Origin of the sequence: Pseudomonas sp. MWU16-30323 (genome assembly GCF_020515595.1) — a bacterium.
Taxonomy (GTDB): Bacteria; Pseudomonadota; Gammaproteobacteria; order Pseudomonadales; family Pseudomonadaceae; genus Aquipseudomonas; species Aquipseudomonas yamanorum.
Genome location: NZ_JAIWYM010000039.1, coordinates 1 through 25,803, shown reverse-complemented (window position 1 = coordinate 25,803; position 25,803 = coordinate 1). Strand labels below are relative to the sequence as shown.

Sequence of the window (25,803 nt, the reverse complement as noted above, 5' to 3'; positions counted from 1 at the left end):
GCACTGGCAGGTCGGGTTTCTTGGTCGGATTCGAAAGTGGGCGGCTATAGACTCAGCCGGAAATGCAAGCCTCCCCTGCCGCCTTCACGTCACCCGGACGAATAGGCACATTGGACATGCTCTCGTAGAGTTTGATGCTGCTACCGCTGGAGCGCTCTTCAATTTCGAAAATGGCAGACGGATCAGCAGAAAACTTCTGCGGAACGATCACCTGAACGCCATCCTTGTGGGGCTCGATCTGCGATGGCCTACGGGTTTTCGACAGCTTCTGGACGATACACGCCGCGTATTCCTGTGGCTTTTTCCCGGAGATCACTGCCAGCGTCGGTGGGGTCTGCTTGATATCCGCCACCGAAGCACATCCACCCAACGCCAAGGCCAGAACCAACACACTCCACTTCATAAAAAACCTCCGATAAAGACCCTACGACAGCGGGAAAGGTATTTTTCTCCCGTCAATGTAGGATTTATCCCTGATAACTCGGTAAATAACTGTTTTAAATTGTCGAACTCGTCGACGACGGTCCGATAATAAACGTGCTGGGGCTGATAAACTCCATCTTATCCTACGTATCGTTCTGATTTTTCAGAAAAAGCCCTTCTGGAGACACCTCATGAAATTCATCCACCAGCGCGAACACCTCAATGAAGGAGACATTGTCGTCATTGAATGTTCGCAAACGTGCAATATCCGCCTGATGAGCGACGCGAACTTTCGCAGCTTCAAGAACGGTGGCCGCCACACTTACCACGGCGGCGCGTTCGACAAATTCCCGGCAAAAATCACCGCGCCGAGCACCGGCTTCTGGAACATTACCCTGGACGTGGTGACCCGCCGCGCCATCAGCGTGACCAAAAAGCCGACCTTGTCCCACAAGATCCGCATCGTGCGCCGCACCCATTCGAAACTCAGCTGACAGGAATGCCCGTGACAACTACCAAATATGTGATCAAGTACAAACTCAACGGTGAACGCCGCTTCGAATTTGCCCAACTGCAAGCAGGCAGTATCGAGGAAGCCAAGGTCGCGCTGGCGAAAATGCACGATGCCAGCGATGAAATCACCGATATCACTGTGAGCAAGGCCCTGTAATTCGAGCGCAAGCATCGGCGTGTCGTAACGCTGGCGACTTCCTGGACTGGCAGCCCTTATCCGCTGTACGCGGCACACCTTGGGAGTGTTTTTTCACGATGCGCAGTAAGACCGATCCTGGAGCAACCGCCGATTTATTCGCCGACGAGGCCTTGCAGCAGCCCCCGGGACGCGAGCAAATCGGCGAACAATCCTACGTCCTCAGGGGCTACGCCCTGCGCTGGGTCGAGGGTTTGCTGCCGGAACTGCGGCGCGTATTGGCTCAATCGCCGTTCCGGCAAATGGTCACGCCGGGGGGCTTTACCATGTCGGCCGCCTTGAGCAGTTGCGGTGAGCTGGGATGGACAACCGATTCCACAGGTTATCGCTATTCCCCGATCGACCCCAATAACCAAAGACCCTGGCCAGCCCTGCCGGCCACATTGCGCGAACTGGGCGTGATGGCGGCGGCCGACGCGGGCTTCGATGATTTCGAGCCGGATGCCTGCCTGATCAACCGCTATGTGCCAGGCGCGAAAATGTCCCTGCATCAGGACAAGAACGAGCGCTGCTATGCCGCTCCAGTGGTCTCCGTGTCACTGGGTTTGCCGGCGATCTTTCTGTTCGGCGGCCATGAGCGGAGCGACAAGGCGCAAAAAGTCTCGCTGTTCCATGGCGATGTCGTGGTATGGGGCGGTGTGGATCGCTTGCGCTTTCACGGCGTGATGCCGATCAAGCCCGGCACTCATCCGGTCATGGGGCCGCAGCGCATCAACCTGACGTTTCGCACGGCCGGATGAATTTGACCGCAAGCATCGGAGTGATGGGAATGCCCCCGGGGACTAACCTGGCATTCTTCAACCAGGAGCCACCACCATGACCGCGCGCCACGCCACCGAACAAGACCCACGCTGGGCCGCCATCGTCGCCCGCGACGCCAAGGCCGACTTGACCTTCGTCTATGGCGTGAAAACCACCGGTGTGTACTGCCGCCCCAGCAGTTCCGCACGGCGGCCGCGCCCGGAGAACGTCGAGTTCTTCGACACCCCGCAACAGGCCGAAGCCGCGGGCTACCGCCCCAACAAACGTTCGTCGGGCGACCAGACCCAGGTGGCCGCACGCCATGCGCAACTGGTGGCAGCCGCCTGCCGGCACATCGAACAGGCCGAAATCCTGCCGGCCCTTGAAGACCTGGCCACCCTCGCCGGCTTGAGCCCGTTTCATTTCCATCGGGTGTTCAAGGCGTTGACCGGCCTCACACCCAAGCGCTACGCCAGTGCCCATCGCTCGCGCAAGGTCCGCGACGGGCTCAAGGACCAGCACTCGGTGACCGACGCGCTGTACGACGCCGGCTTCAACTCCAACAGCCGTTTTTATGAGGCCGCCGACCAGTTGCTCGGCATGAAGCCTGGCGACTACAAAGCCGGCGGCACCAACACGGATATTCGGTTTGCCGTCGGCCAATGCTCGTTGGGCGCAATTCTGGTGGCGCAGAGCAATCGCGGTGTGTGCGCGATCCTGCTGGGGGATGATCCGGACAAACTGGTGCGCGACCTGCAGGACCAGTTTCCCCGCGCCAATCTGTTGGGCGCCGATCACGACTTCGAACAACTGATCGCCCAAGTGGTGGGCTTTATCGAGGCGCCGGCCCTGGGCCTGGACTTGCCCCTGGATCTGCGCGGCACCGCGTTTCAGGAACGGGTCTGGCAGGCCTTGCGGGAAATCCCGGTGGGGTGCACCGCCAGCTATGCAGAGATTGCCCAGCGTATCGGCGCCCCGACCGCCTATCGCGCCGTGGCCCAGGCGTGCGGTGCCAACAGCCTGGCCGTGGCGATTCCCTGCCATCGGGTGGTGCGCGCCGACGGTAATCTATCGGGCTACCGCTGGGGCGTTGAGCGCAAGCGGCAGTTGCTGGAGCGCGAAAGCCCGGCCGGTGCCTGACGACCGCTACAAGCGTTTGCGCTTGCGAAACTCGGCCACCTTGTGCCGGTTGCCACACAGCGCCATGCTGCACCAGCGGCGCTTGTGGCCCTTGGTCCGGTCGTAGAACCACAGCACGCACTCGGGGTGTTCGCAGGTGCGGATCAGGCCGAAATCCCCTTCCACCAGCAACGTCGCCGCGGCTTCGGCGATCGGCGCCAGGAACTGCTCAGCGGTTTGCTGTTTGCGCTGGCGCTCCAGGCGCAACTCGCCCGGCGCCGGCCAAGCCAGCTGCGGATGGCTGACGGCCTTGCGCAAAAATGCATTCAACGCAGCAGGATCACCCTGCTGGCCGGCCTTGCGTTGCTCCAGCAACAGCCGGATCACTTCCCGCAACCCCCGCGCCGCGCCCAGTAAAGCGCCCTCCTCGAATACCGGCACCGCGCCCTCTTCGCACCAGCCCAGTCGCACCAGCCAGCGTTCGACATCGGCGTCGCCTTGCCAGAATTCAACGGGCACACCGTCGACATTCGCCCGGGTGTTGAGCATGTCCAACACCGGATGGTCAGCCAGAACGTAAGGTTCCAGCGGGGATGGTGTGATGGCGATCATGGCGAATCCTCTTCAAGTCCGCGTCATCGTAACCGCTGACAAGGCTTTTGGATAGTTACCAAACACGTCGACAAGTAACCCATTAAAATAATTTGACAGGTTACTTTTCCGAGCGCAGCCTGTAAAACCAGTAACCCACCAAATCAATTTATCCAGTTACACAGAGGATTCCGATCATGTCGATTTCAGCCCCCGTTGTGCGCTACCAGCATGTTGATGCCGATGGCGTGCGCGTGTTCTACCGCGAAGCCGGCGACCCGTCTGCGCCCGTGCTATTACTGCTGCACGGTTTTCCCAGCTCGTCCCATATGTACCGTGACCTGATCCCGCTGCTCGCCACCCGCTACCGGGTCATCGCCCCCGACCTGCCGGGTTTCGGCTTCACCGAAGTCCCAGCCGAACGCAATTACCACTACAGCTTCGACAACCTGGCGATGACCGTCGGCCATTTCGTCGACGCCCTGCAGCTCAGCCGTTACGCCCTTTACGTGTTCGACTATGGCGCGCCGGTAGGCCTGCGCCTGGCGGTAGCACACCCGGAACGGGTCAGTGCGCTGATATCGCAGAACGGCAATGCCTACCTGCAAGGTCTGGGTGACGCCTGGGACCCGATCCGGGCCTATTGGGCCGAGCCCAGCCCAGCCAATCGTGAGGTGATTCGCAACGCCGTCATCAGCCTGGAAGGTACGCGCTATCAATACCTGCATGGCGTCCCGCAACCGGAGCTGGTTGCGCCTGAGTCCTACATGCTCGATGTGCTCCTGATGCAGCGTCCCGGCAACGACGAAATTCAGTTGGACCTGTTTCTCGACTATCGCAACAACCTGACGCTGTACCCGGCGTTCCAGGCATTTTTCAAGGCCACGCAAGTGCCGACGCTGGTGATCTGGGGCCAGAACGATCCCTTCTTCATCCCGCCGGGTGCCCGTGCCTATCAAGGCGATAACGCCAACGCCGTGGTGGAATTGCTCGACACCGGCCACTTCGCCCTGGAAACCCACGCGGCGCATATCGCCCAGCGGATTCATGCGGTGCTGGGCGCAGCTATCAACTGATAGCTGCCCACGAAACCCCGGATTCGTCCAGTGAATAATACAGACTGGCCGGGTGCTGCATGGCCCTGCTAAAACGATGGAACAGCATTCCACCGTTGGAGAAGCGTCCCATGAGCACCTGGCCAGACACCCGAATTCTTGACCTGCTGGGCATTGAGTTGCCGATCATCCAGGCGCCCATGGCGAATGCCACGAGCACCGCCATGGTGATTGCCGCCAACCAGGCCGGCGCCCTCGGTTCGATGCCGGCAGCAACGCTCAGCATCGAGCAACTGCGCGAAGCACTCACCACGATTCGCCAGGCCAGTTCACGGCCGCTGAACGTGAATTTCTTCTGCCATCAGCCGCCGGCGCCGGACGCTGATCGCGACCTTCAGTGGAAGAACCTGCTGGAAACCTACTACCGCGAACTGGGCGCCGACTTTGACGCCCCGACGCCCGTCTCCAACCGTGCACCGTTCAACGACGCTGCCTGCAAAGTGGTGGAAGAGTTCCGCCCGGAAGTCGTGAGTTTTCACTTCGGCCTGCCGGAAAAATCCCTGCTGGACCGGGTCAAGGCTACCGGGGCGAAAATACTGTCGTCGGCCACTACGGTGGAAGAAGCCCTCTGGCTGGAACAGCATGGCTGCGACGCAATCATCGCCATGGGCTACGAAGCCGGTGGCCATCGCGGGATGTTCCTCAGCGACGACCTGAATAGCCAGATCGGCACCCTGGCGTTGGTGCCACAGATCGTCGACGCCGTCAGCGTGCCGGTAATCGCGGCCGGCGGTATCGGCGATGCGCGGGGCATCGTCGCGGCCTTTGCCCTGGGCGCGTCGGCGGTGCAGATCGGCACGGCGTACCTGTTTACCCCCGAGGCCACCGTCTCGAAGTCACACCACCACGCGTTGCGCAACGCCCAGGCCAGTGAAACCGCGCTGACCAACCTGTTCACCGGGCGCCCGGCGCGGGGCATCATCAACCGGGTAATGCGTGAGTTGGGCGCGATCAACCCCACAGCACCTGCGTTCCCGTTGTCTGGCGGTGCATTGATGCCATTGAAAGCCAAGGATGAAGCCGGCTTCAGTAACTTGTGGTCGGGCCAGGCGTTGCGCCTCGGCAAGGACATCTCCACTTATGACCTGACGCTGGAGCTGGCCGCGCAAACCCTGGAAAAAATCGGCCGACGCTGAACCTGAACTCCCGGGACAACTTTGCACTGTACCGGCAGTGGCCAACCGCTATATATTCTCATACATAGCGATAGCCACCTCTGCCTATAACAAGCCGCAAAGTCGGTAACCCCCAAGGAGCTTCTTGATGATGATTCGCGCCTCACGCCTGGCACCCACGGCCCTCGCCACCCTGATCGCCGCGTTTGCCTTTTCCTCGGCGAATGCCGATGAAGTCCAGGTGGCGGTGGCCGCCAACTTTACCGCCCCGATCCAGGCAATTGCCGCCGACTTTGAAAAAGACACCGGCCACAAGCTGGTCGCCGCCTACGGTGCCACCGGCCAGTTCTACACCCAGATCAAGAACGGCGCGCCGTTTGAAGTGTTCCTCAGCGCCGACGACACCACCCCGCAGAAACTCGAAGCCGAAGGCGACACCGTCAAAGGCTCGCGCTTTACCTACGCAGTAGGCACCCTGGCGCTGTGGTCGGCCAAGGAAGGCTACGTGGATGCCAAGGGCGAAGTGCTGAAGAAAAACCAATTCCAGCACCTGTCCATCGCCAACCCGAAAGCCGCGCCTTACGGCCTGGCCGCCACCCAGGTACTGGCGAAGGAAGGCCTGACCGAGAAGGTCAAGGACAAGATCGTCGAAGGCCAGAACATCACCCAGGCCTATCAGTTCGTGTCCACCGGCAATGCCGAGCTGGGTTTTGTAGCGCTGTCGCAGATCTACAAGGACGGCAAGGTCACCAGCGGTTCCGCCTGGATCGTGCCGTCGTCGATGCACGACCCGATCAAGCAGGATGCGGTAATCCTCAACAAGGGCAAGGACAGCGCCGCTGCCAAGGCCCTGGTTGAATACCTGAAAGGTCCGAAAGCCGCCGCCGTGATCAAGTCCTACGGGTACGAGCTGTAAATGCCGCTGTCGAGTGCCGATTTTTCCGCGATCTGGTTGACCGTGAAGCTGGCGTCACTGACCACGGTGATCCTGCTGATCATCGGCACTCCAATCGCCCTGTGGCTGTCGCGCACCCGTTCGTGGTGGCGCGGCCCCATCGGCGCGGTGGTGGCCTTGCCGTTGGTGTTGCCGCCCACGGTGATCGGCTTCTACCTGCTGCTGACCATGGGGCCCAACGGCTATTTCGGCCAGTTCACCCAATGGCTGGGCCTGGGCACCTTGACCTTCAGCTTCGCCGGGCTGGTGATTGGCTCGGTGATCTATTCCATGCCGTTTGTGGTGCAGCCGTTGCAAAACGCCTTCTCTGCCATCGGCACCCGCCCGCTGGAGGTGGCCGCCACCTTGCGGGCCAATCCCTGGGATACATTTTTCACGGTGATCCTGCCCCTGGCGCGTCCGGGGTTTATCACCGCGTCGATTCTCGGCTTTGCCCACACCGTCGGTGAGTTCGGCGTAGTGCTGATGATCGGCGGCAATATTCCAGACAAGACCCGGGTGGTCTCGGTGCAGATCTACGACCACGTCGAAGCCATGGAATATGCCCAGGCCCACTGGCTGGCCGGGTCCATGGTGGTGTTTTCATTCCTGGTGTTGTTGGCGCTCTACTCCAGCCGCAAAACCAAAGCGGGCTGGAGCTGATGTCGATGATCAAGGTGCGCCTGCAACTGAAGTATTCCGGGTTTGCCCTGGACGTCGACCTGCAACTGCCCGGTCGCGGGGTGACGGCGCTGTATGGTCATTCCGGCTCCGGCAAGACCACCTGCCTGCGCTGCATCGCCGGGCTGGAACGGGCTGAAGAGGGCTTCGTGCAGATCAACGACGAAGTCTGGCAAGACAGCCGCAAAGGGTTGTTCGTGCCACCCCATAAACGCGCCCTGGGCTACGTGTTTCAAGAAGCCAGCCTGTTCCCGCATTTGTCGGTGCTGGCCAACCTGGAATTCGGCCTCAAGCGCATCCCGCGCCAGCAGCGGCGAGTCGACTTGGCACACGCGACTGAGTTGCTGGGCATCGGCCACCTGCTGGGCCGTCATCCGCAGCACCTTTCCGGCGGTGAACGCCAGCGCGTCGGCATCGCCCGCGCCCTGCTCACCAGCCCGAGCCTGTTGCTGATGGACGAACCGTTGGCGGCGCTGGACAGCAAACGCAAAAGCGAAATCCTGCCGTACCTTGAACGTTTGCACGACGAGCTGGAGATCCCCGTGCTGTACGTCAGCCATGCCCAGGACGAAGTGGCCCGCCTGGCCGATCATATCGTGTTGCTCAGCGACGGCAAGGCCCTGGCCAGCGGCCCCATCGGCGAAACCCTGGCGCGGCTCGACCTGCCCATGGCCTTGGGCGACGACGCCGGCGTGGTGATCAACGGTACGGTCTGCGCCTACGATGAGCATTACCAGTTGCTGACCCTGCAACTGCCCGCGAGCCAATTGCAGATGCGCGTGGCCCACGCACCGCTGGCGCTGGGCAAACCGTTGCGCTTCAAGATCCAGGCGCGGGACGTCAGCCTCAGCCTGCAGGCCGAGGAACACAGCAGCATCCTCAATCGCCTGCCGGTGACGGTGACCCAAGAGATTCCTGCGGACAACGCAGCCCATGTGCTGGTGAGCCTGGATGCGGCCGGCACGCCGCTGCTGGCGCGCATCACCCGCTACTCACGGGACCAGTTGCAACTGCATCCCGGCCAGACGTTGTGGGCGCAGATCAAGGCCGTGGCGGTACTGGCCTGAGTTGCACTGTGCGTCGTTCACAGCGGCTTGGTCAGCCCAGTATCAGGCGCTGAACACGCCTCCACCTGCGGCATCAGACGTATATCCACCCGCCGGTTGGCTGCTCGTCCGGATGCGGTGTCATTGCTGGCGATCGGCTGCTTGCCTGCCGCCCCCTGGACAGCAAAGCAATTATCCGCAAGATCGCCCATACGCTGCATCCAGTCGCGTACCGCCGAGGCACGGGCGTAGGAGAGTTGGAGGTTCTGTTCGGCGTCACCGGTTGTGTCGGTATGCCCGACAATCACGATCAACCAGCCCGGCTGGGCCTTGATGTTGACCAATGCATTGATCAGCACCTTGGTCGAGCCGGGCTTGAGTTCGGTGCTGCCGGCATCGAACAGCGACAGGCTATCCAGGTGCACCGTGTCGGGCACCGCCGGTTGCGGCTGGACACGCTGATCAATCCACCAGCGGTACCCACCAGCCAGCGCCACTAAGGTGATCAATGCAAACAGCCACAAAGCGATACGACGCTTTCGGGAGGTCGCGGGTGGCAACTCCGGCATTGGATGGGCGGGCAGAATCACCACCGGCATCACAAAAGCCGGTTCCGGAGCCCTCATCAGTATCGGGCCCGTTCCACCTGCATGTTGGGTTCGCTCCAAGCGTTGCATCAAGCTACCAACCTGATGACTCAGGGCCTGCAAGCTGACCAGAGGCGCTTGCCCCTGGCGTTCCAATTGCGCCGCCAGTTGATCCAGTTCGCGGCCCAGGCGTTTAAGCACCGGCAGTGTCTGACAGGTCACTTCCAGGCTGCGCAGCAACGGCTGCCATTGGCCAAACAGCCAGGCAAGAATACCCAAACGCACCGGAGCCTTAGGCGGCCACACCGTAGTCCATTCGCGGCATAACGCCTCGATCAGCGTCACTCCTTGGGCCATGCCCTCCAGGCCGTAGCGTTGGCTGCGCGCCAACGCATAAGAGGCGGCGGTTTGTAGCTCCGCACCGTTGTTCTGAAACAACGTCAGGCACAACTGCTCAACCCTGGCCCAGTCAACCTCCGGGCACGCCGGATGGCTCAGCTTGGCCAACTCATCACGCAGGGCGGTGAATTCACCAAAACCTCGCGGGTCACCCCCCACTCGAATACGCATTTCAAATAACGCTGTCATCCAGCTTCCCTTCCGTTGCAGGCTTACGGCTTTGCCAGGTAGTCCTGCTGCCTTAAATGACGAACCAATACGTTGCCCTCGGGTGCCAGGGTTGTGCCGAAGGTCGCGCGCTCGCCGTTTTTCAGTTGGACATCGAGGGCATATTCCAGATGACCTGGCTGGGTCTGGGGCAGCAGTTTGATGTAAACGGCTTCCAGGCGCGGTTCGTACTTGAGCAACGTGTTGACCAGCGTGCCCATCAACCCATGTGCCGAGCCAGGCAGCCCTTGCAGGGTCTGCGCCATGTCCGGCAGGCCATAATCCGGCAGGTGGCTGAGGGATCCCGCCCGGCTGTTGAGAATGCGCCGCAGGTTATCCAGCACCGATAACGTGTGTTGGTCCTCTTCCCGGACGCGGTACAGGTCCAGTTCGCCGTCGAAATTCTGCAAAAGCATTTCGTAAAGCGAAGGGTTCAGTTCGCTCACGACTTACTCCTGTGCCGATGGCTTCAGCGCCAGTCGATGGTTGCCGAGCTCAATCACCCTTGCCCGGTCCGGGTCAAGATCGTCGCGGCTCAGGGTCAGGCGCCACGTGTTCATCCGGGTATCGGGCGTGCGGAACAACGCCACCACGGTGACGAATTGAGCGTCTTTATCCAGCGGCACATCCAGCTGTGCGCCCTCCCCAGGTTTGATCACTAAGGCGTGCTGGTCCAGCAGGTCGGCACGCAGCACGTTGTCAGCATTGCTCAACACGCTGTCGTAGGTCGCCTTGTCCATGGTTGTGTTGTCGCGCAGTTGATACACGCGCACTGCCGTCGGCACAGTCAGGCCTGTCATGTCCATCACATCAGTGTTGGTCCCTGCTCGGCCGGTAAAGTCCAGATGCAGGGTGTTCACTTGCTTATAGAAGATAGCCTTGGCCACAGACGTGGTGGTATCGCTCACCGTCTGAGTCAGCCCGCATCCACTCAGCAATGCGCCAAGCAGCGCCACTCTCAATAGATTAAAAACCGTACGCAACATGCTGTGCCTCTCTAAACCGGGGGTTACTGTGCAGGCCTTGGTATCGGCCCAGATTGATGGTGATGGTTGGGTGTTCCTCAATCTGCAAGGCCTCGCTGCCCAGCCCCAATACGCCGGTCATGCCCAACAGCACCGGCGGGCCACCCAATACGGGGTTGGGGAGGCTGTTTATCGGCAGCGACAGTTGCAATTTCGCGGTGCAACGCCAGCCCAGATATACCCGCAGCAACACCAGCAAGTCGCTGTGCAATGGGTTGCCCGGCAACCAGCCCCGCGCTTCGGTCAAGTCCTCGGTGAACAGCGCGAGATTCAACTGACTGTTGGCATCAACGCCGACGCTGCCCAACGGCGTCCCCTGGGACAAACTCACCGGATGCCGCCTCGACAGGCTGGCCGGCAGAACCAACGCTACTTTTTGCGGCTCATGGGGCGTCACCCGTACCTCGGTGTTGGGCGCCAACAGCTTGACCAATGCACTGATGCCTTCGGCATTGCGGGTGGGCAGCCGCATGACGCCGAGCAACGCCAGGAAGCGTGAAACCGGCGTGGCAATCTGTTTGGCGGTTCCGGGAATCCCGAGGCCGATCAGTCCCAGCAGGCATTGTGAAGTTGCGTCAGTGCCACCCGCCTCGAACGTCGCCGGGTATGAATACTTGCGCCAGATACGATAGAACTGGGTGAAGATCCGGTGGTTGAAAATATCCAGGAACGCCTCCAACGCTTCATGGCCTTCTCGACGCTGGGCGATATCGTCAAGGAAGCTCGTTGGCATCGGCGAGTCGACGCCGTAAAGCCCCATCAGGCACGTGCGAACCGTGGCAGGCAGTTCAGGCTTGTCCTCACACGTCTCGATGGCCTTTAGTTCCCCCGCAGGAAATCCCATGCCGGGGTCAGGCCGAAAGCGCACCGGGTCATCCGCAGGGTGCGCGGTACTCCCCAGAAGCGGCTGATCGGGCAAGGCTTTTTCCAGCAACTGGCAGAACCGGTAGAGGTTGGCCTCGGCGATCCGTCCGCCCAGGGCCTCAAGTAAACCGGCGGCTTTCAGCCGGGAATACGCTGACTGTGGTTCTCGTTCCATCGCAGGCACTTTCCAGTAGGTTGCAGGATCAGCGTGAGCTGGTTGAACAAATGAATATCGGCATACAAGCCAAAGAAACGATGGAGCATCTCGCCGAACAGGCTGATGTCGCCCTCCCCTGAAAAACCATTGGCATCGAGGACGATTTCGATATCCACCCCACGCAGCAGAAAGCCTTTCTCGAAGCGCTGAACCAGATGGTGGCGCACCTCGACAATCGCCTCCAGGCGACGCCTGTTCAGCTCACTGCCGGTCCAGTCGTACAACGCCAGGGTGCCGCGCAGCACCTCGGCATTGTCGAGCATCGGCAGGAAGTTGGACCCCAGATGGCTGAGTACGCGCCAATGAAAACGATCACGGCTGGGTGGGTAGCACGGCAAGCTGGGTGCACACAGGTTGCGGACCCGCAAACCGGTTTGGGTGGACTGCACGACGGTGTCGAGCAAGGTGCTTTGCAGGGCCTTGCGGGGTAACAGGCCGTTGGTGCCGGTCAAGCGTAACGACAGGCTCTCATGGTTACCCAGTTGATCCTTGTCGAAACCGTCACCGCCGAGGATCAGCCAAGTGTCATGCAAGCCCTTGGCCGAACGTTTTAAACGGGTATGGAAATACCATTCAGGCGCGTCATCACGCAGCAAGCCGCCCTTGTGGCGAAAGCTACTGAAAGGCACATAGTCGTGGCGTACGTTGCTCTTTGACGAGGTCACCTGGTCGACCGAATAAATTTCCGTGTGACCGTCCTGCAAGCGCATGGGCCGCAGCAGGTAGTCAGTTTGCAAAGGCTCCAGGTTCAGCGGGTCGGCCTCCAGCGGGAACAGATTGATCACCGGCACCGCATGCAGGCGAATGTGTTCGCGGCTCACACTGAATTCACGCGGCCATGCCTCACGCAACACCACGTCCAGTTCGAACCAGGGTGTACCGGCGTCGGGGCTGAGTTGTTCAAGACCACACAGGGTCACGAACATGAACTTCTCGCGAAACGTGAAGTACTCCAACAGCAACTGGTAGCCGCTGAACGCGCTATCGCCCTTGGGCCACAAGCGATCTTCATCGGCGAACCCCTTGGGCACAAAATGGCCGTCCAGTGCGTGGCGTTCCTGCTGTTCCGGCCAACGCACGTACAGCGCCTGGGTGTTCAGCGTCAACGCCTGGTGCAACGCGCTGGCCAGTGGCGCATCGGCACTCAGGTACAGCGGCAGGCGGCTCAGGTCGATCTGGCTCCAGTCCGACAATGCGCCACAGGCAAAGCGCAGGCGCAGTAGCGAACGGCCGTCTGGCTCATACGCCAGTCGCACCGACTCCAGGGCCAGTGGCTGCAAGGTCAGATCCTGAGTGGTGGTGTAACGACAACGGGTGCCTTGTGGGCCGATGGGTTGGGACAACACTTCAAAGCCCTTGCCAATTGACTCGCTGCGTTTCATCTGCGCCAGCTCCGGTACCAGCTCGATCACCGACAGCGACGGAATGGTGCGCAAATAGTGCGGCCACAACAGGCTGACCAGTCCTTCGGTCAGCTCCGGCAAGTCATCATCAAGTTTCTCCCGTAGACGCCCCATCAAGAACGCAAACCCTTCGAATAGCCGCTCCACATAAGGGTCTTGCGCACCCGGTCGATCCAGGTTGAGCTGGGCCGCGCGTTCCGGGAAGGCTTCGGCGAACTCCTTGCCGGCCTCGCGCAGGTAACGCATTTCGGCGTCGTAGTAGTGCAGTGTCACATTATCCATGCTCAAGGAAGACTCCAGATGAAAAAGGGTTAGCTGCACAGCACAGCCGCGCTGACCGGATCGATTGCGACCAGCGCTGCCAGCAGCGCCTCGGTGCGCCGGGTCAGGGAGGGTTTGTCGGCATCGGTGCGTTGCGCCTTCAGACGCAACAGCTTGAGCAGGCGTGCCTTGACCTCGAAGTTCAGCTGCGGCTCCCACACAGCCAACCCGTGGTGCTGCGCGCTGGCGTCCAGCTCTCCAAGCAGATGCATGGCCAGGTCGTTCTTGCCGTAGCACTCCGCCACGCGCGCCATCAACAGGCGCAGCAGCCAGCGCTGGCGGCCGGTCTGCACGTCGGGCCGGGCAGCCAGCCACGCGAGTGCGACGTCTACGCCGTCGCTGTCGGCCTGCGCCAGGGCCTCACTCTCCAACGACAGAATGTCTGCGTCCGCGCTGCTTGGCGCCGCCTTCGGTGCGGGCAACCATTGCTGCCCGCGATTGCCACTGACGTGCTGGGTGATCCAGTCACGGGTCATCTCGTCCGCGAACGGCGTGCCGTCGTTCCAGTGCAACAGTTCCAGGCCCGGCAGGCGGTCAAGGAACATACCCAGGTCACGCTTGATGATGTCCGCCCAACTGTCTTGCGGCGCGGGCTGCTTGCTGAGTGCCTGATAGAGGTACCACTGCAAATCCAGCCAAAAATGGTTCACGCCTTCGGCGTATATCCGCTCGACCTGATCGAGCAGTTCAGTCCAGCTCTGTTGCAGGTACAAGCGCTTGAGCTGTGCCCGATAGTCACCACGGGGGGGCGCCAGCCGCGTATTGCCGCTGGCTTCCTCAGGCGGCGCCTGGTGCACCGTGTCCCAGCGTAAACTCTTCATCAGCCGATGGGCCGCCAGCCAACCCTGGGGCTGCTCGCGCAAATAACCCGCCAGCGCCCTGCCGCTGTCCAACAGATCGCGCCCGGACTTGATGGCCGTGGCGGTCGACGCCGTGTGCACATTCGACTCATGGCTGGCGCTGTGCTGCGGCACCAACGCATCCACCCCGCCGGACTGCATCAACCGGGCGGACAGTGCACCGTACAACGCCCCCAAGGCGGGTCGCTGATCCTGTGGCCAGGCTTCAAGCCCGCGTTCCAGCCAGGCCAGCGCCGCCACCGTGCGCTCCGCTTCGCTGCGCACCACTTCGGGGTACAGCGACAGACTGTCCAACACCTTGCCGCTGGCCAGCCACTCCAGGGCCATCTTGCGGCTATTGGAACGCACAGGCAGTACATCGGCGGCGAAACGCTCCACCAATGCAGCAAGCAACGTCAGGCCATCAGCCAGTCCGGCCTCCCCGTCCTTTTGCAAGCGCGCCCATAGGTAATAGGTGGCCACGCGCAGGTCTTTGCAGGTGTGGACCAGCAGCTTTTCTGCCAGTTGAGCCACCCGCTCCGCATCCGCGCCGGACAGTTGGTTGATCTCCTCGCGCATGCGCTGAAAGTCATCGTCATAGCCTGGGTCTTCGCCTGCCGGCGAGTGGGGGCTGATGGGGTGGAGCCAGGGTTGCCAGCGTCCGGCCTGACTAAGAGCCAAGGCGAGAGGGTCGCGACTGCCTAGACATTGGGTGATTAAGGTATGCAGGCTCATTCAAAGCCCTCGTTCCGTGCATAGGGTTCTGCTACAGCGCCCTCGTTGAGGAATATCTGCGGCGGCAGCGTGAAGCCCCGCAGCTTGAGCAACGCCAGCGGCCCGGCGTCCAGTTCGGTGCGCAGGTGCCAGGTCAGGTTCAGGCCGTCAGGCGCTTTCAGGACCATGCGGTAACGGCTCTCACCGTCGTCCAAGGGGGTGACCTGAGCTTTCTCCAACAGGCGAATCAGGCCCCAGGTGCCCTGGTAATCGCCGAACAGGCGCTCGCCGGTGTGGACGCTGGTCCAGCTCAGGCTCGCCCCTGGGTAGTCGCTGCGCCCCGGCCAATTGAAACGCTGCCAGCTTTCTTTCTGGTTGAAGTAGTGGTGCCGTTCGCCGTTGAGGATGAAGGTGGTTTGCACGATGTCCCGGGCGGCCTTGCCCTGGAGTTCGAAGCTCAAGCCCATGCCGCCGTCGGTATAGATCACGTCGGCCAGATGACTCAGTTGATTGATCGCCGCCAGAAACTGCGGATTGATGCGTAACCCCTGACTATGACGCGGGTCGGCGACCCAGCGACTGCCTTCCTTGCGCAGCACGCCACTTAGTTGGCTGCGCAAAAACTGTTCGATGCGCCCGGAGTCGGCGCGGATCATCTGGCCCAGCATGGGCAGCGAGGAATCACTGCTGGTTTGTGCAAACGGGTAGCGCCCGGTGAACGCACTCTGCCAATCACGCACAATCGAACGCTGCCACTGACGATTGAGGCCCGCAGCCGAAGGTTGCAACACCCGCTGCCAGGCTTCGTCCAACGGCTGCACAAACAGGGTGTGGCCGATCCCGTTCCATTCAGCCCCCAGACTGGCCGCGACCAGGCTGCCGTAGGCCTGGGTTTGCGTCAGGTCTACGCTTTTGCCCTGAAACACGGTTTGCGCCAGTGCCTGGGTCATTTCCTGCGGGTCGGGGGCGTTGCTCACTTGCTGCAGTTTCAAGCGCAGCCGGGTGACACGGGTCAGGAACGCTTGCAGACTCAACCGGTCGTTGTCGGCCTTGCCCTCCGGGTCTTTGCCCAGCAGGGTCAACAATGGGCCAAAGGTGGCCTCCAGCGGACTGCGCGGTGCGTGTGCCAGTGGGTCTATCACGGGCGCCTTGTCGTTGCCGATCAGCTTCTGTGCGGATTGCACCAGCGAGTCGGCCAGGGCCTGGCTGCGGGTGCCGGCTTGCCCTTGATAGGCCAGTGTGTTCATCAGGGCAATCAAGGGCGATTGGCGAACATCCGTCATCAGCGTCAGTTGGTCGATCACCTCACTCAGGCTGCTGGCCTGGTTCCAGCGCAGGCTGTTGAGAACATCCAGCCAGGCACTCGCGTAGTCCTGGAAGTAACGTTCAGTGAGGCGTTCCCTGAGCACATCCGGGGTCAGTTGGGTGGCAATATCGGCTTGGTTGTCGCTGAGTACCCAGTCGATTTCTTCACGGCGTGCCTCGGCGATATCGTCAATGGCCTGACGGACCTGCCCTTCCCAGGCCTGGCGGGTGAACACGCCAGGCACATGGGCGTTGGTATGGAATAGCGCCAGTGCATCCGTTTCACCGACCATACTTTGCACGCCCAGCGCCGGGTATTGATTGGTCGCTGCGTCGAGGACCTGCTGGTAAAGATGGGTTTCGGCGTTGCGCTGGCCCAACTGGCTGAGCAGGACCTGACGGGCTGACGACACCAACCTCGCATCGGCCTGGATCGCCCAACCGGGATGTGCCGCCAAGTGTTCGCCATAGAACCGCCAAAGGTTAGGCGACAGACCGTCGCGCACTGGCTCGGCGTTGGCCAACGTGTTGACCAGGAAGGCGGCGTCGGCTTTTGCCGGGCGCGCCATCATCAGGTAAGCCTTCAACTGTTCGTAGGCCGCCTGAGCACGCTCCGCCCGTTGTTCGCTGCCAGGAGGCAGGCTGATCAACGCGTTGAGCTGGCGTTGCAAATGGGCGGCGGTCGGGTCTCGGATCAAGCGGTTATTGGCTTCGACGTAGCGCGGCCACAACGCATCGAGCAGCGCCTGATTGTGGTTCAGGCCAAAGCGCTGGTACCAGGGAGCGCCGTGCTCAGCGCGGTAGGCCAGACGGTCCAGTTCGCGCACCAGTTCGTTCAGCGCCCTCAGTTGCTCGTCGCGACTTGCCGCCTGCTGCACTGCAGCCAATGAGGTTTTTACCTGGGCGATCTGTACACGGTTGCTGGCGAAGGACAGCAGCAACCCGGCGCCCCACACCAGCGCCAAACCCAATATCAACGCATACCCGACTCGCGGTGCGCTCCAGCCCAGGCGACGATGGCCAGGGTTATCGCCGAGTACACCGCTCCAGACCGGGGCCACCGACCAGTCATGTTGCCGATCATGGGGTGATGGCTGCACCGGCAGGCTGAACCACAGGCCACGCAGCGGCACATCATGGGCAAACGTATCGCCGAAAGGCGCCAGTGTGTGACGCCAGCGGGCGATGCCCTCGCTCTGCAAATCCTGGGACAGGCGCAGCAGAAAATCATGTTTCATCACCGTGCTGATCTGCGCCAGGCCCTCGCGACGCAGAGGCTCCAGCAAGCCGGTCAGGCAGGTTTCCAGCGCTGGCGCCGAGAAACGCTCGGGCAGCAGGCAGCCCACTGGGCGCGCCTTGCGCGTGTCCTGAGGCCACTCACTGTCGCAAACCTGCCAGAGGTATAACGGCAACTGCCACTTCAGGTCGCTGGCCAGGCGCTGTACTTCGCGCACGCCTGCGGCCATTGCCGCGTCATCGGCGGTTTGGGTTTTATTCAGCGCCCAGACCACACCGTCCAGTGCGCGCCAGCGGCTCAGGCCATTCCATTGTTGAGGGAATAATTGATCCAGCCTGGCCTGGGCACTGCCGCCCCACAGCAGGACGGTGCCTTGGCCTGCCAGCCACTGCTGAGCGGCCAGGGCCGGAGCGATGGCTTTGATTTGATCGGGTTCGCCGATGACTAAAAGCAGACGGACTTTGCGGCGCCAGAAATAGCCATAGCGCTTGCCCAGGTGCTTGCGCAACGCTTCTGCCTTAGCCTCAACTGGCGATGAGGGTTGCTGGTTCAATCGCGAGGTCGGCGTTTCGGCAACCGACCCCACAACCCGCCCCGCCAGGCGAAGCGCCAGACGATCCCAGGCCAGCAAAACGACTGGGCAGAACCAGCAAAGCGCGAACCACACCCCCAGCCCCCACAGCAGCAATTGCCTGATGGGAATTTTCGGCCAGCCCAGATAGCCGCTGCACAAGCCATACAACAGGCCACCGAGCAGCACCACCAGCGTCATGATCAGCAGATAACCCAACCCCACGCGCACCAACGAGCCCTTGCTTACGTCCTTAACTGTTGCCATGAGGCACCGCCACTCCAATCGCCAATCGTTTGTTTCCATCCTGGCTCAGCCAACCACAGGGCTGACCAGCCACTCCTGCTTGAAGCAACGCCAGGGACATCCCGATAAACGGCGCCAGGTCTGCCAGCACACCCCATTGCTCCGTCAGTTGATGTTCCACCGCCGACCAACCGCCCGCCACGAATGCGTCCTGGCTGGTTTTATCCAACGCCAGGCAGGTGTTTGGCGGCGCTTGCAACCCGGCGTAACGCTGCAACTGCGTACAGAGTTCGGCTGGCGACTCGCCCGCCTGGTACTCACCCCGATGCAACAACTGCCGGCCCTGTCGGCTTACCCGCCAGAGGAAGCCGGCTTCGCCGGGCAGTTCGCCTTCGTCGGTGCTCTGCACCGACACCACGCCGGCGCACAGCACCCAATCGCCCTCGTCACGGCAATCGCGATGATAGGTATCGATCAGGTCATCCAAATCAGTCAGGTTCTGTAATGGCAAACGGGGCTCCGGCAACACCAGTCCCGCTCGGGCCAACGCCTCTGCGAAAGCCGCCCGGTTGCTCTCATCCCCCACCCAGGCAACCGCCCGTAACTGCGGCCAGCACTCCGGTAACCCATGGAGCGTCAGGCTCAAGCGAGCCAGGCGCTGGGCCAAGGCAGGGGCACGCTCGGTGATCACCCCCAACGACAGCGCACACCGCAGCCTGGGCTGGGCGGCGCCGGGTATCGCCAAGGGTGGCTGGGCGCCGCGCATCACATTCAGGTAGTTTTCTTGCCTGTCACCCGCAGGGCCCAGCAACAACACGTCCTGCACCGGCAAACCGAGAGAACGCCGTTGCCACCAACGCTGCAGGGTGGCTTCCACGGTGCGCAGATACACCTTGCGGTTGAACAGCTCAATCTGCCAAGCCAACACGCGCACAGCCAGCACCAGCGCCCCGCACAGCGGCAACACTGCACCCCAGAGCCATGACTCCAGGCGCGTTTGCTCCTTGGGCCACAGCATCAGCAAGACGGCCGACTGCACCCCAAACAGCAGCGTCAACCCTAGCCACCAGCGCCTCCAGCGTGGTTCGCCCGGTTCGATAACGTCGGGGTATTGAGGGGGGCCATTCATGGCGCGACACTCATAAACGTAACCGCCAGGGTGCTGACCAACTCACAGCCGCAGGCACAACGGTGCCCGTGCAGTGCCACCGGTTTGCCGTCCATGGTAGAACCCGAAGCGCCCTCGGCAATGTGCGTCATGCCATGCAGATTGCAGCGCACTTGATCGTCTACACAGGCCACGGGTTTACCAAAGGCCTCGTAGTGTCCCGACAACACTTCACCACCAAAGGGCCGCAACGGATCACCCACCCGCACCAGAGGCATCATGACACCCGCTCCTGAACCTGCTCGACCAAGCCACCCGTACGTTTCAGATAGTCGAGCATGTTCTGCATGCGCAGGGACTCTTCCGCCTCGATAAGGGCTTGCGTTTGCTGGGCCACCACTTCACCGATCGCGAAGGTCGGTTGCAGGATTTTCTCCGCCCCCGGCAGGAAAGGTTCGACTTTGCCACTGACGACGTTGATCACCTGGTACCCCACCGACGCCGCGCCCAGCGTGCCCGCCATGCCTTTCCAGCCATGGCGACGGAGGCTGTACGCCCCGCCCAGCACCACTGCGATGCCCACCACACGCCCGGCCACCACCATCGGGGTCATGCGCTTGTTGGTCTCGCCGTCGAAATACACCATGCGGTAACGGAAGTAATCCCCCCACAACTCCCGTGAACTCGTAGCGTCGTGCAAAAACCAGGCACGCGAGTCATGCACCTGATCATCAAACAGCGCGACCACCGCAGCCTTCTGCGGCGAATCGCTGACGCGAAACTTATTGAGGTTTTTCCCGACTTCAACAAACAGCTCATTGGCGCGCATTTCACCCTCGGCCTTGATCCGCTCATGCTCACGCTGCTCGTCGTCATCATTGAGCAGGTACACCGTGTCCCTGAGCGCCACATCGAGCACCCAACCTTGCACGCTGGTCTGATCGCGCCGCCAACCCTGGTAGTCGTGTTCGAACTCCACGGCGGCTTCGCGGATCTGCTGCTGGTCCTTTACCGGCTCGTAAGGAGGCGGGCTGGCCATCCCCAACAGAAGCTGTGCTTCGTTCTCCTGACCACCTACCTCCTTGCGTTTTCTTTTGGCGTCGGCGATCTCTTTGTCACGTATAGCCTTTTGGGTTTTCTCCTGCGAAGCATTGGTCTGCGTGGCTTCGCCGAAGAAGGGCTGATTGACATAACTGCCACGGGCCAGGCGCTCGATGCGCCAGCCGGTAAGCCAGGCCAATTGCGCGGCCATGGCGTCTTCGAGGGACTGACCCAGGCGCAAAGGTTCGGCGACCGATGGGGTTGGTGGGGTGTTTTCTTCGGCCAGGCCTAAAGTGCTGCGCCAGGCGTTGAAGCGGCCAATCAAAATCGGAGAGAAGTCGAACTCGTTCCCGGTACCGGGATCCATTTTTCGCGAAGGTTGAATCTGCCGCAGTTTATCCGGCAGCACCTTCTCAGGGACCATCAACGGTGCACCGGCCGCAAAAGCCTCCGCATACAGGTCATGCAGCACGATCTGCGACAGCAACTCGCTCGAACCACCTCGGGCCTTGCCCTGGTCCCCCGGTGGGTAACCGCCCCCCACATCCGAGTGCACGCCGGGGTAGATCACCTCCCGGGCGTAAGGGGGATAAAGGCCATCGGCGTAGCGGATCGAATCCAGCGGGAAACACAAACGTTGTTCGTGGGCAGCGACAAAATGCCGGCAGACCTTGATCCATTCGGGGAACGTCTTGACGTCGGGCAACCGCTGCGTGCCATCAGCCCAGTCCATATGCCCGTCGGCAAAGGGGGCGGCATGGGCGCTGCCCACCGAGGCCACGGTGTCCAGCAGGCCAAGGAACTCAATGGTCAACGGCAGCCCGAGCAATGCCTGCTCAGGGTGTTCGGCTCCTTCCGGGGTATCGAACAGCTCGCTCAACCAGGTAATGAAGGTACGGGCCTCCGCTGCGCCACGGGAAAAACCATAGACGTACAGCTTGATCGCCAGCACCTTGGGCTGCACGGTCGCGACCTTGGCCCGCAAGGGTTCCAACAGCGAGGCCATGGCCTGGCGTCGACTGTTTTTGCCCAGTGCAGTCAGCGGCCAGGTGGTGGCCATTGTTTTGAGCTTGGCCTGGGCAACCGACAGATCCAACCGTTGCTTGTTGTTCAGAGCGAAGGACATCGCATCTGCGATTCGCAACAACCCCCAATTGATCCTGTCCTCGCCTCGATTGGCGAAGGCCAACCCGAGCGTGCTGAAGTCCATCTCACCGATTTCGGGGAAGGGAGTGCCCACGCCGGGGATGTAATAACTAAAATAACCGGTTTCCTGCTGCTCCAGGCTGGCGTGGTAGAGCCGGGCGATATTGGTCGGATGTGGCGGTATGGCCTTATAGGTGTCGTAGGGTTCGTTGTTGTTAGTACCGTCAAAGAACAAGCTGATATGCAAACTGCGTGCGCAGGTGGAAGCACCACGCAAACCACGTTGGGCATTCAACGCCTGGCGATACTTTTCCGTCTCGGCCATTTGCAGGTCGTAATTATCGCTTACCTTCTGTGGATCACTGGGCAGACGCCCCGCCGTTGGAAACAAGGGCGGCACATACACTGATTCGATGTTGTTCACTTCGGACATACGGCTGGCTCCTTCATTTCCAAAGGCTCTTTGATTGGACTATTAGGCGACGGATAAGCCCAGCAAGAGGTGGATACCTTGACTTGATTGCAAGGCAAAAAGTGCACTTCCAACGCACACAGCCTGTCTTCATAAGGTGGTAGATCTACTATTACGCTGTGCTGTTGGTAACTGGTTTTATGTATGGCATACGCTACTCGGTACGCATCAGTCCCTAAAGGGGGTAAATGCGCATTTGGGTTCGGATCAGTCTCCCACTCCACTTTAAGTTTCAAGCCCGGCTGCCAGTGCCTTGGCAACATCGCACAGCACATCCCACCACGGCTGCCATATGGAGATATATTGGGGCCACCATAGCCATTCACGGAAAAATAATTAATGGCTGCCGATGTATGATTAACCCCACCCAAATCACCCGCCAAAAATTTTGACTCACCCAGCGAACATCCGGTGAGTAATACGAACAAACAACCAGCTAACCATTGGCACACTGCGTAGCCCTTCAAATAACTCATCCCTTACTCCTTATTCGGCCTGGCCATATGGGTGCCGTAGTTCGTAACGTCGCAGAACCAACTGAGATACAAACTGCACTGGGCATTAAACTTCTGGTGACACTTCTCCGTCTCGGCCATTTGCAAGTTGTAATTATCGTTCACCTTTTGTGGATCACCGGGCAGACGCCCCGCCGTTGGAAACAAGGCCGGTACATAAACTGATTCGATGTTCTTCACTTCGGGCATACGGCTGGCTCCTTCATTTCCAAAGGCTCCTTGATTGGACTATTAGGCGACGGATAAGCCCAACAAGAGGTGGACACTTTGACTTGATTGCAAGGCAAAAAGTGCACTTCCAACGCACACAGCCTGTCTTCATAAGGTGGAAGATCCACTATTACGCTGTGCTGTTGGTAATTGGCTTTATGTTTGACGTAAGCCACTTCATCAGGCCCGTACCCGGATGGTTTGCGCTTGAGCCTTGCATAAGGATCAGGATCAGTTTCCCACTCCACTTTAAGCTTCAAGCCTGGCTGCCAGTGCCTTGGCAACATCGCACAGCACATCCCACCACGACTGCCATATGGAGATATATTGGGGCCACCATAGCCATTCACGGAAAAATAATTAATGCCTGCCGACGTATGATTAACCCCGCCCAAATCACCCGCCAAAAATTTTGACTCTCCCAGCGAGCATCCGGTGAGTAACAGGAGCAAACAACCGGCTAACCATTGGTACACTGCATAGCCCTTCAAATAACTCATCCCTTACTCCTTATTCGGTCTGGCCCTATGGGTGCGGTAGTTCGTAACGTCGCAGAACCAACAGAGATACAAACTTCGCTGGGCATTTAACTTCTGGCGATACTTCTCCGTCTCGGCCATTTGCAGGTCGTAATTATCGCTTACCTTCTGCGGATCACTGGGCAGACGCCCCGCCGTTGGAAACAAGGGCGGCACATACACTGATTCGATGTTCTTCACTTCGGACATACAGCGGGCTCCTTCATTTCCAACGGTTCCTTGATTGGGCTATTCGGTGACGGATAACGCCAGCAGGACGTGGAGACCTTGACTTTATTACAGGGCAAAAAGTGCACTTCCAACGCACACAGGCTGTCTTCATAAGGTGGAAGATCCACTATGGTGCTGTGCTGTTGGTAATTGGCTTCATGTATGGCATACGCCGCTAGGTACAGGTCGCTTCCTAAGGCAGGTAAATGCGCATTTGGGTTCGGATCAATCTCCCACTCCACTTTAAGCTTCAAGCCTGGCTGCCAGTACCTTGGCAACATCGCACAGCACATCCCACCACCATAGCCATGTGGAGATATATTGGCGCCACCGTAGCCATTCACGGAAAAATAATTAATGGCTGCCGACGTATGATTAACCCCGTTCAAATCACCCGCCAAAAACTTTGACTCGCCCAACGAACATCCGGCGAGTAACACAAGCAAACAACTGCCTAGCCATCGGCACACAGCACTAACTTTTAAATAACTCATCCCCTACCCCTTATTTGCGCTGAGGTCCGAAAAAACTTGTGTATCCCAATAGAAAACCGACGGCTTTCCGCTAGGTAATATCCTCGCTACTCAAATGCAGCTTTGCGTATACCTTCAAATCACCGAAGTAGTTTTCCTGACTCGCTTGAAGCACCAGGCGATAGCACCAGGCAAAACATTGCTCATGGGAAAACTCCGAAAACCTGGCCCTGGCGACGTCTAACAAACTTTGTGCATCACTGAGGCTGCCCAACCGGTCAAATTGAGCGTCATCCAAGTGGATGGGAGGGCAGGTTTCAGCCAGGGTCTGGTTCGACCGATAGGTGCCAGGCTGCCAGACGGGCTGCTGGTCGCGGTCCAGCCAGCTCCAGAACAGGGTCACCCGCAGGAATAGCGCTTTCTGTTCAGGGCTCAACACACTGGCCAACAACTCTGGCATTACGCGGGGGTCATAAAAGCGCAGTAACCCAGACTGGCCTCCCCACTCAAGCTGCGAGAGCCCCTGAAGGGACTTGGCCAAAACATCAAACGGCATCGGTGAAATCAACAGCATGAGGCGTGGCAGATGCCCAACCTCTCCAACCAGTTCTTCCAGCCAGGCGGTGTGTCGCCAGTCGTCGAGTTTGATTCGCATCAGGATGGGCGCCTGCGTCAACAGTGCTTCTTCTGGCGTTGCGCTGAACAAAGAAAACCAGGACATGCCCGGTTCCATAAGGCGAAGGGTCGGCAGTATGGATACGTCCCAGGCGGCTTGATCGACCAGGACATCGACATGCCCCACGTTCGCGGAGCTGCACAGGCTTTCTATCTGCTTGATCCAGTGTGTGTAGTGTTCTTGCATGTTTCTACCCTCCGCGGGCGGTGCGCATGACTGAGCCCGCCCCTTGCGTTTGGCCGATCTTCAGACACTCTTCGCACACCGACTGCGGTAACTCGGGCATCGGGAAACGCTGGCTGGTGGTGGTTTCCCAGACGTGCTGGCCCTTGAGGTTCATTTTGCCGGGCGTGTGGATGTCGATGGCTCCGGCCGGGGTGATGCGGATGTAACCGCCGCCGCAAGCCAGGGTGATGCCGTTTTTGGCCGTCAATTGCAGATGCCCCTGCACCGACTGCAGGGTGATGTCCTGCTGGGCGATCAGGTTCAGCACATCGCCGTGGGATTCGATTTCCAGCGGCCCTTTGCCAGACACCAGGCGCATGCCTTCCTGCTGGGCCAGCAGAGAGATGGCCTGGTTGGCGTGAAGGGACAGGCGCTGGGCAGCGGCCAGGTTGATCTCGTCGTTGCTTTGCACGTACAGCGCCTCGCCGCTTTTGAGCAGCAGGCTGGCCGGTGTCACTGCGCCGATGCCCTTGGGCGCACTGAGCAGGATGGCCGAGGCCTTCAGGTCTTTGGCGCTTTCCTCAAACCGTTGCAAGCCATCAATGGCGGGCGGGCGACTGCGGTGTGACTGGGCGATTTGCTGGCAGTCGGCGATTTGCTGCTTTGCCCCTGCGACCAGTGCCGTGGCTGGCTGCATGCCGAGCACGTCACCCGAAGCCTTGGCCTGTTCATCCGCGCTGATCAACACACCCTTGGCGCCGCGAATCGCCCCCCAACCATCCGTACGCAGCTCAAACCCTTCCCCACGCTTTTTGCGCCTGGCATCCACCAAATGCCCC

The 25,803-nt window shown here is 60.3% G+C and carries 28 protein-coding genes; 9 read left to right on the top strand and 19 right to left on the bottom strand.

Translation table 11 applies throughout. The features are described from left to right. Window positions 1–52: 52 nt before the first annotated feature. On the bottom strand, window positions 53–403 hold the full coding sequence (locus tag LIY45_RS27580) for a hypothetical protein (RefSeq protein ID WP_017480375.1): 351 nt from the start codon (window positions 401–403) through the stop codon (window positions 53–55). 211 nt (window positions 404–614) lie between these two features. On the opposite strand from LIY45_RS27580, the gene LIY45_RS27575 reads away from it, so the two are divergent. The 4 genes from LIY45_RS27575 to ada all read left to right on the top strand — a co-directional run bounded on the left by LIY45_RS27575 (window position 615) and on the right by ada (window position 3,013). Further along, entirely contained in the window at window positions 615–917 is a 303-nt protein-coding gene (locus LIY45_RS27575; protein ID WP_010171402.1) for a DUF1883 domain-containing protein, read from the top strand. An 11-nt stretch (window positions 918–928) separates the two neighbouring features. Next, entirely contained in the window at window positions 929–1,093 is a 165-nt protein-coding gene (locus LIY45_RS27570; RefSeq protein WP_226478273.1) for a hypothetical protein, read from the top strand. A gap of 98 nt (window positions 1,094–1,191) precedes the next feature. After that, window positions 1,192–1,872, top strand: coding sequence for a DNA oxidative demethylase AlkB (alkB, locus tag LIY45_RS27565; protein WP_226478256.1), 681 nt, complete (start codon window positions 1,192–1,194; stop codon window positions 1,870–1,872). Window positions 1,873–1,948: 76 nt separating this feature from the next. Continuing rightward, window positions 1,949–3,013 carry a bifunctional DNA-binding transcriptional regulator/O6-methylguanine-DNA methyltransferase Ada gene (ada, locus tag LIY45_RS27560; RefSeq protein ID WP_226478255.1) on the top strand — a complete coding sequence of 355 codons (1,065 nt, stop codon included), beginning with the start codon at window positions 1,949–1,951 and terminating at the stop codon, window positions 3,011–3,013. A gap of 6 nt (window positions 3,014–3,019) precedes the next feature. Here the strand turns inward: ada and LIY45_RS27555 are convergent, their stop codons facing one another. Continuing rightward, complete coding sequence (locus LIY45_RS27555; RefSeq protein ID WP_226478254.1) at window positions 3,020–3,604, bottom strand: ABATE domain-containing protein; 585 nt, start codon at window positions 3,602–3,604, stop codon at window positions 3,020–3,022. A 176-nt stretch (window positions 3,605–3,780) separates the two neighbouring features. Here LIY45_RS27555 and LIY45_RS27550 point away from each other — a divergent pair, with 176 nt between their 5' ends. The 5 genes from LIY45_RS27550 to modC all read left to right on the top strand — a co-directional run bounded on the left by LIY45_RS27550 (window position 3,781) and on the right by modC (window position 8,495). Then, window positions 3,781–4,659: an alpha/beta hydrolase gene (locus tag LIY45_RS27550; protein ID WP_226478253.1), complete on the top strand. Its 879-nt coding sequence runs from the start codon at window positions 3,781–3,783 to the stop codon at window positions 4,657–4,659. Between the two features lie 110 nt (window positions 4,660–4,769). Next, window positions 4,770–5,834: a nitronate monooxygenase gene (locus tag LIY45_RS27545; RefSeq protein WP_226478252.1), complete on the top strand. Its 1,065-nt coding sequence runs from the start codon at window positions 4,770–4,772 to the stop codon at window positions 5,832–5,834. A 127-nt stretch (window positions 5,835–5,961) separates the two neighbouring features. Then, window positions 5,962–6,729 carry a molybdate ABC transporter substrate-binding protein gene (modA, locus tag LIY45_RS27540; protein WP_017480368.1) on the top strand — a complete coding sequence of 256 codons (768 nt, stop codon included), beginning with the start codon at window positions 5,962–5,964 and terminating at the stop codon, window positions 6,727–6,729. Further along, window positions 6,730–7,410 carry a molybdate ABC transporter permease subunit gene (gene modB / locus LIY45_RS27535; protein WP_076016198.1) on the top strand — a complete coding sequence of 227 codons (681 nt, stop codon included), beginning with the start codon at window positions 6,730–6,732 and terminating at the stop codon, window positions 7,408–7,410. Further along, on the top strand, window positions 7,410–8,495 hold the full coding sequence (gene modC / locus LIY45_RS27530; protein ID WP_226478251.1) for a molybdenum ABC transporter ATP-binding protein: 1,086 nt from the start codon (window positions 7,410–7,412) through the stop codon (window positions 8,493–8,495). Before modB ends, modC begins: the two co-directional genes overlap by 1 nt. Before the next feature lie 17 nt (window positions 8,496–8,512). On the opposite strand, the gene LIY45_RS27525 is transcribed toward modC, so the two are convergent. From LIY45_RS27525 to LIY45_RS27445, 17 genes are all read right to left on the bottom strand, one after another. Continuing rightward, on the bottom strand, window positions 8,513–9,649 hold the full coding sequence (locus LIY45_RS27525; RefSeq protein ID WP_226478250.1) for an OmpA family protein: 1,137 nt from the start codon (window positions 9,647–9,649) through the stop codon (window positions 8,513–8,515). 23 nt (window positions 9,650–9,672) lie between these two features. Continuing rightward, window positions 9,673–10,113 carry a type VI secretion system baseplate subunit TssE gene (gene tssE, locus LIY45_RS27520; protein ID WP_226478249.1) on the bottom strand — a complete coding sequence of 147 codons (441 nt, stop codon included), beginning with the start codon at window positions 10,111–10,113 and terminating at the stop codon, window positions 9,673–9,675. Window positions 10,114–10,116: 3 nt separating this feature from the next. Beyond that, a complete protein-coding gene (tssJ, locus tag LIY45_RS27515) occupies window positions 10,117–10,653 on the bottom strand; it encodes a type VI secretion system lipoprotein TssJ (protein WP_226478248.1) in 537 nt (178 codons plus the stop codon). Then, complete coding sequence (gene tssG / locus LIY45_RS27510; RefSeq protein WP_226478247.1) at window positions 10,634–11,731, bottom strand: type VI secretion system baseplate subunit TssG; 1,098 nt, start codon at window positions 11,729–11,731, stop codon at window positions 10,634–10,636. Before tssG ends, tssJ begins: the two co-directional genes overlap by 20 nt. Next, a complete protein-coding gene (tssF, locus tag LIY45_RS27505) occupies window positions 11,695–13,464 on the bottom strand; it encodes a type VI secretion system baseplate subunit TssF (protein WP_226478246.1) in 1,770 nt (589 codons plus the stop codon). The genes tssG and tssF overlap by 37 nt, the downstream gene beginning before the upstream one ends. 23 nt (window positions 13,465–13,487) lie before the next feature. Beyond that, window positions 13,488–15,071, bottom strand: coding sequence for a type VI secretion system protein TssA (tssA, locus tag LIY45_RS27500; protein ID WP_226478245.1), 1,584 nt, complete (start codon window positions 15,069–15,071; stop codon window positions 13,488–13,490). Beyond that, window positions 15,068–18,430, bottom strand: coding sequence for an ImcF-related family protein (locus LIY45_RS27495; protein ID WP_226478244.1), 3,363 nt, complete (start codon window positions 18,428–18,430; stop codon window positions 15,068–15,070). Before LIY45_RS27495 ends, tssA begins: the two co-directional genes overlap by 4 nt. Then, window positions 18,417–19,427 carry a hypothetical protein gene (locus tag LIY45_RS27490; RefSeq protein WP_226478272.1) on the bottom strand — a complete coding sequence of 337 codons (1,011 nt, stop codon included), beginning with the start codon at window positions 19,425–19,427 and terminating at the stop codon, window positions 18,417–18,419. The genes LIY45_RS27495 and LIY45_RS27490 overlap by 14 nt, the downstream gene beginning before the upstream one ends. Window positions 19,428–19,534: 107 nt before the next feature. Next, window positions 19,535–19,798: a PAAR domain-containing protein gene (locus LIY45_RS27485; RefSeq protein ID WP_226478243.1), complete on the bottom strand. Its 264-nt coding sequence runs from the start codon at window positions 19,796–19,798 to the stop codon at window positions 19,535–19,537. Beyond that, entirely contained in the window at window positions 19,795–22,137 is a 2,343-nt protein-coding gene (locus LIY45_RS27480) for a DUF2235 domain-containing protein (RefSeq protein WP_226478242.1), read from the bottom strand. The genes LIY45_RS27485 and LIY45_RS27480 overlap by 4 nt, the downstream gene beginning before the upstream one ends. Then, window positions 22,125–22,652 (bottom strand): DUF3304 domain-containing protein, encoded by a 528-nt coding sequence (locus LIY45_RS27475; protein ID WP_226478241.1) that lies wholly within the window; start codon window positions 22,650–22,652, stop codon window positions 22,125–22,127. The genes LIY45_RS27480 and LIY45_RS27475 overlap by 13 nt, the downstream gene beginning before the upstream one ends. A 3-nt stretch (window positions 22,653–22,655) precedes the next feature. Next, entirely contained in the window at window positions 22,656–22,880 is a 225-nt protein-coding gene (locus LIY45_RS27470; RefSeq protein ID WP_226478240.1) for a hypothetical protein, read from the bottom strand. After that, complete coding sequence (locus LIY45_RS27465) at window positions 22,868–23,401, bottom strand: DUF3304 domain-containing protein (protein ID WP_226478239.1); 534 nt, start codon at window positions 23,399–23,401, stop codon at window positions 22,868–22,870. The genes LIY45_RS27470 and LIY45_RS27465 overlap by 13 nt, the downstream gene beginning before the upstream one ends. A gap of 3 nt (window positions 23,402–23,404) precedes the next feature. After that, window positions 23,405–23,629, bottom strand: a complete 225-nt coding sequence (locus LIY45_RS27460) for a hypothetical protein (RefSeq protein WP_226478238.1) — start codon at window positions 23,627–23,629, stop codon at window positions 23,405–23,407. Then, window positions 23,617–24,144, bottom strand: coding sequence for a DUF3304 domain-containing protein (locus LIY45_RS27455; protein WP_226478237.1), 528 nt, complete (start codon window positions 24,142–24,144; stop codon window positions 23,617–23,619). Before LIY45_RS27455 ends, LIY45_RS27460 begins: the two co-directional genes overlap by 13 nt. Window positions 24,145–24,214: 70 nt before the next feature. After that, window positions 24,215–24,985 (bottom strand): DUF4123 domain-containing protein, encoded by a 771-nt coding sequence (locus LIY45_RS27450; protein ID WP_226478236.1) that lies wholly within the window; start codon window positions 24,983–24,985, stop codon window positions 24,215–24,217. A gap of 4 nt (window positions 24,986–24,989) precedes the next feature. After that, window positions 24,990–25,803: DUF2345 domain-containing protein (locus tag LIY45_RS27445; RefSeq protein WP_226478235.1), on the bottom strand; the 814-nt coding region annotated here is incomplete at its 5' end.

Coding starts and splice junctions, on each gene's coding strand:
- alkB (WP_226478256.1), top strand. CDS start 1,192: ATGCGCAGTAAGACCGATCCTGGAGCAACCGCCGATTTATTCGCCGAC.
- tssJ (WP_226478248.1), bottom strand. CDS start 10,653: ATGTTGCGTACGGTTTTTAATCTATTGAGAGTGGCGCTGCTTGGCGCA.
- LIY45_RS27460 (WP_226478238.1), bottom strand. CDS start 23,629: ATGTCCGAAGTGAAGAACATCGAATCAGTGTATGTGCCGCCCTTGTTT.
- LIY45_RS27485 (WP_226478243.1), bottom strand. CDS start 19,798: ATGATGCCTCTGGTGCGGGTGGGTGATCCGTTGCGGCCCTTTGGTGGT.
- LIY45_RS27495 (WP_226478244.1), bottom strand. CDS start 18,430: ATGGCAACAGTTAAGGACGTAAGCAAGGGCTCGTTGGTGCGCGTGGGG.
- LIY45_RS27465 (WP_226478239.1), bottom strand. CDS start 23,401: ATGAGTTATTTGAAGGGCTATGCAGTGTACCAATGGTTAGCCGGTTGT.
- LIY45_RS27490 (WP_226478272.1), bottom strand. CDS start 19,427: ATGCTGTGGCCCAAGGAGCAAACGCGCCTGGAGTCATGGCTCTGGGGT.
- modA (WP_017480368.1), top strand. CDS start 5,962: ATGATGATTCGCGCCTCACGCCTGGCACCCACGGCCCTCGCCACCCTG.
- tssG (WP_226478247.1), bottom strand. CDS start 11,731: ATGGAACGAGAACCACAGTCAGCGTATTCCCGGCTGAAAGCCGCCGGT.
- ada (WP_226478255.1), top strand. CDS start 1,949: ATGACCGCGCGCCACGCCACCGAACAAGACCCACGCTGGGCCGCCATC.
- LIY45_RS27475 (WP_226478241.1), bottom strand. CDS start 22,652: ATGAGTTATTTGAAGGGCTACGCAGTGTGCCAATGGTTAGCTGGTTGT.
- LIY45_RS27470 (WP_226478240.1), bottom strand. CDS start 22,880: ATGCCCGAAGTGAAGAACATCGAATCAGTTTATGTACCGGCCTTGTTT.
- modC (WP_226478251.1), top strand. CDS start 7,410: ATGTCGATGATCAAGGTGCGCCTGCAACTGAAGTATTCCGGGTTTGCC.
- LIY45_RS27450 (WP_226478236.1), bottom strand. CDS start 24,985: ATGCAAGAACACTACACACACTGGATCAAGCAGATAGAAAGCCTGTGC.
- LIY45_RS27525 (WP_226478250.1), bottom strand. CDS start 9,649: ATGACAGCGTTATTTGAAATGCGTATTCGAGTGGGGGGTGACCCGCGA.
- LIY45_RS27550 (WP_226478253.1), top strand. CDS start 3,781: ATGTCGATTTCAGCCCCCGTTGTGCGCTACCAGCATGTTGATGCCGAT.
- LIY45_RS27480 (WP_226478242.1), bottom strand. CDS start 22,137: ATGTCCGAAGTGAACAACATCGAATCAGTGTATGTGCCGCCCTTGTTT.
- modB (WP_076016198.1), top strand. CDS start 6,730: ATGCCGCTGTCGAGTGCCGATTTTTCCGCGATCTGGTTGACCGTGAAG.
- LIY45_RS27575 (WP_010171402.1), top strand. CDS start 615: ATGAAATTCATCCACCAGCGCGAACACCTCAATGAAGGAGACATTGTC.
- LIY45_RS27580 (WP_017480375.1), bottom strand. CDS start 403: ATGAAGTGGAGTGTGTTGGTTCTGGCCTTGGCGTTGGGTGGATGTGCT.
- tssA (WP_226478245.1), bottom strand. CDS start 15,071: ATGAGCCTGCATACCTTAATCACCCAATGTCTAGGCAGTCGCGACCCT.
- LIY45_RS27555 (WP_226478254.1), bottom strand. CDS start 3,604: ATGATCGCCATCACACCATCCCCGCTGGAACCTTACGTTCTGGCTGAC.
- LIY45_RS27545 (WP_226478252.1), top strand. CDS start 4,770: ATGAGCACCTGGCCAGACACCCGAATTCTTGACCTGCTGGGCATTGAG.
- LIY45_RS27455 (WP_226478237.1), bottom strand. CDS start 24,144: ATGAGTTATTTAAAAGTTAGTGCTGTGTGCCGATGGCTAGGCAGTTGT.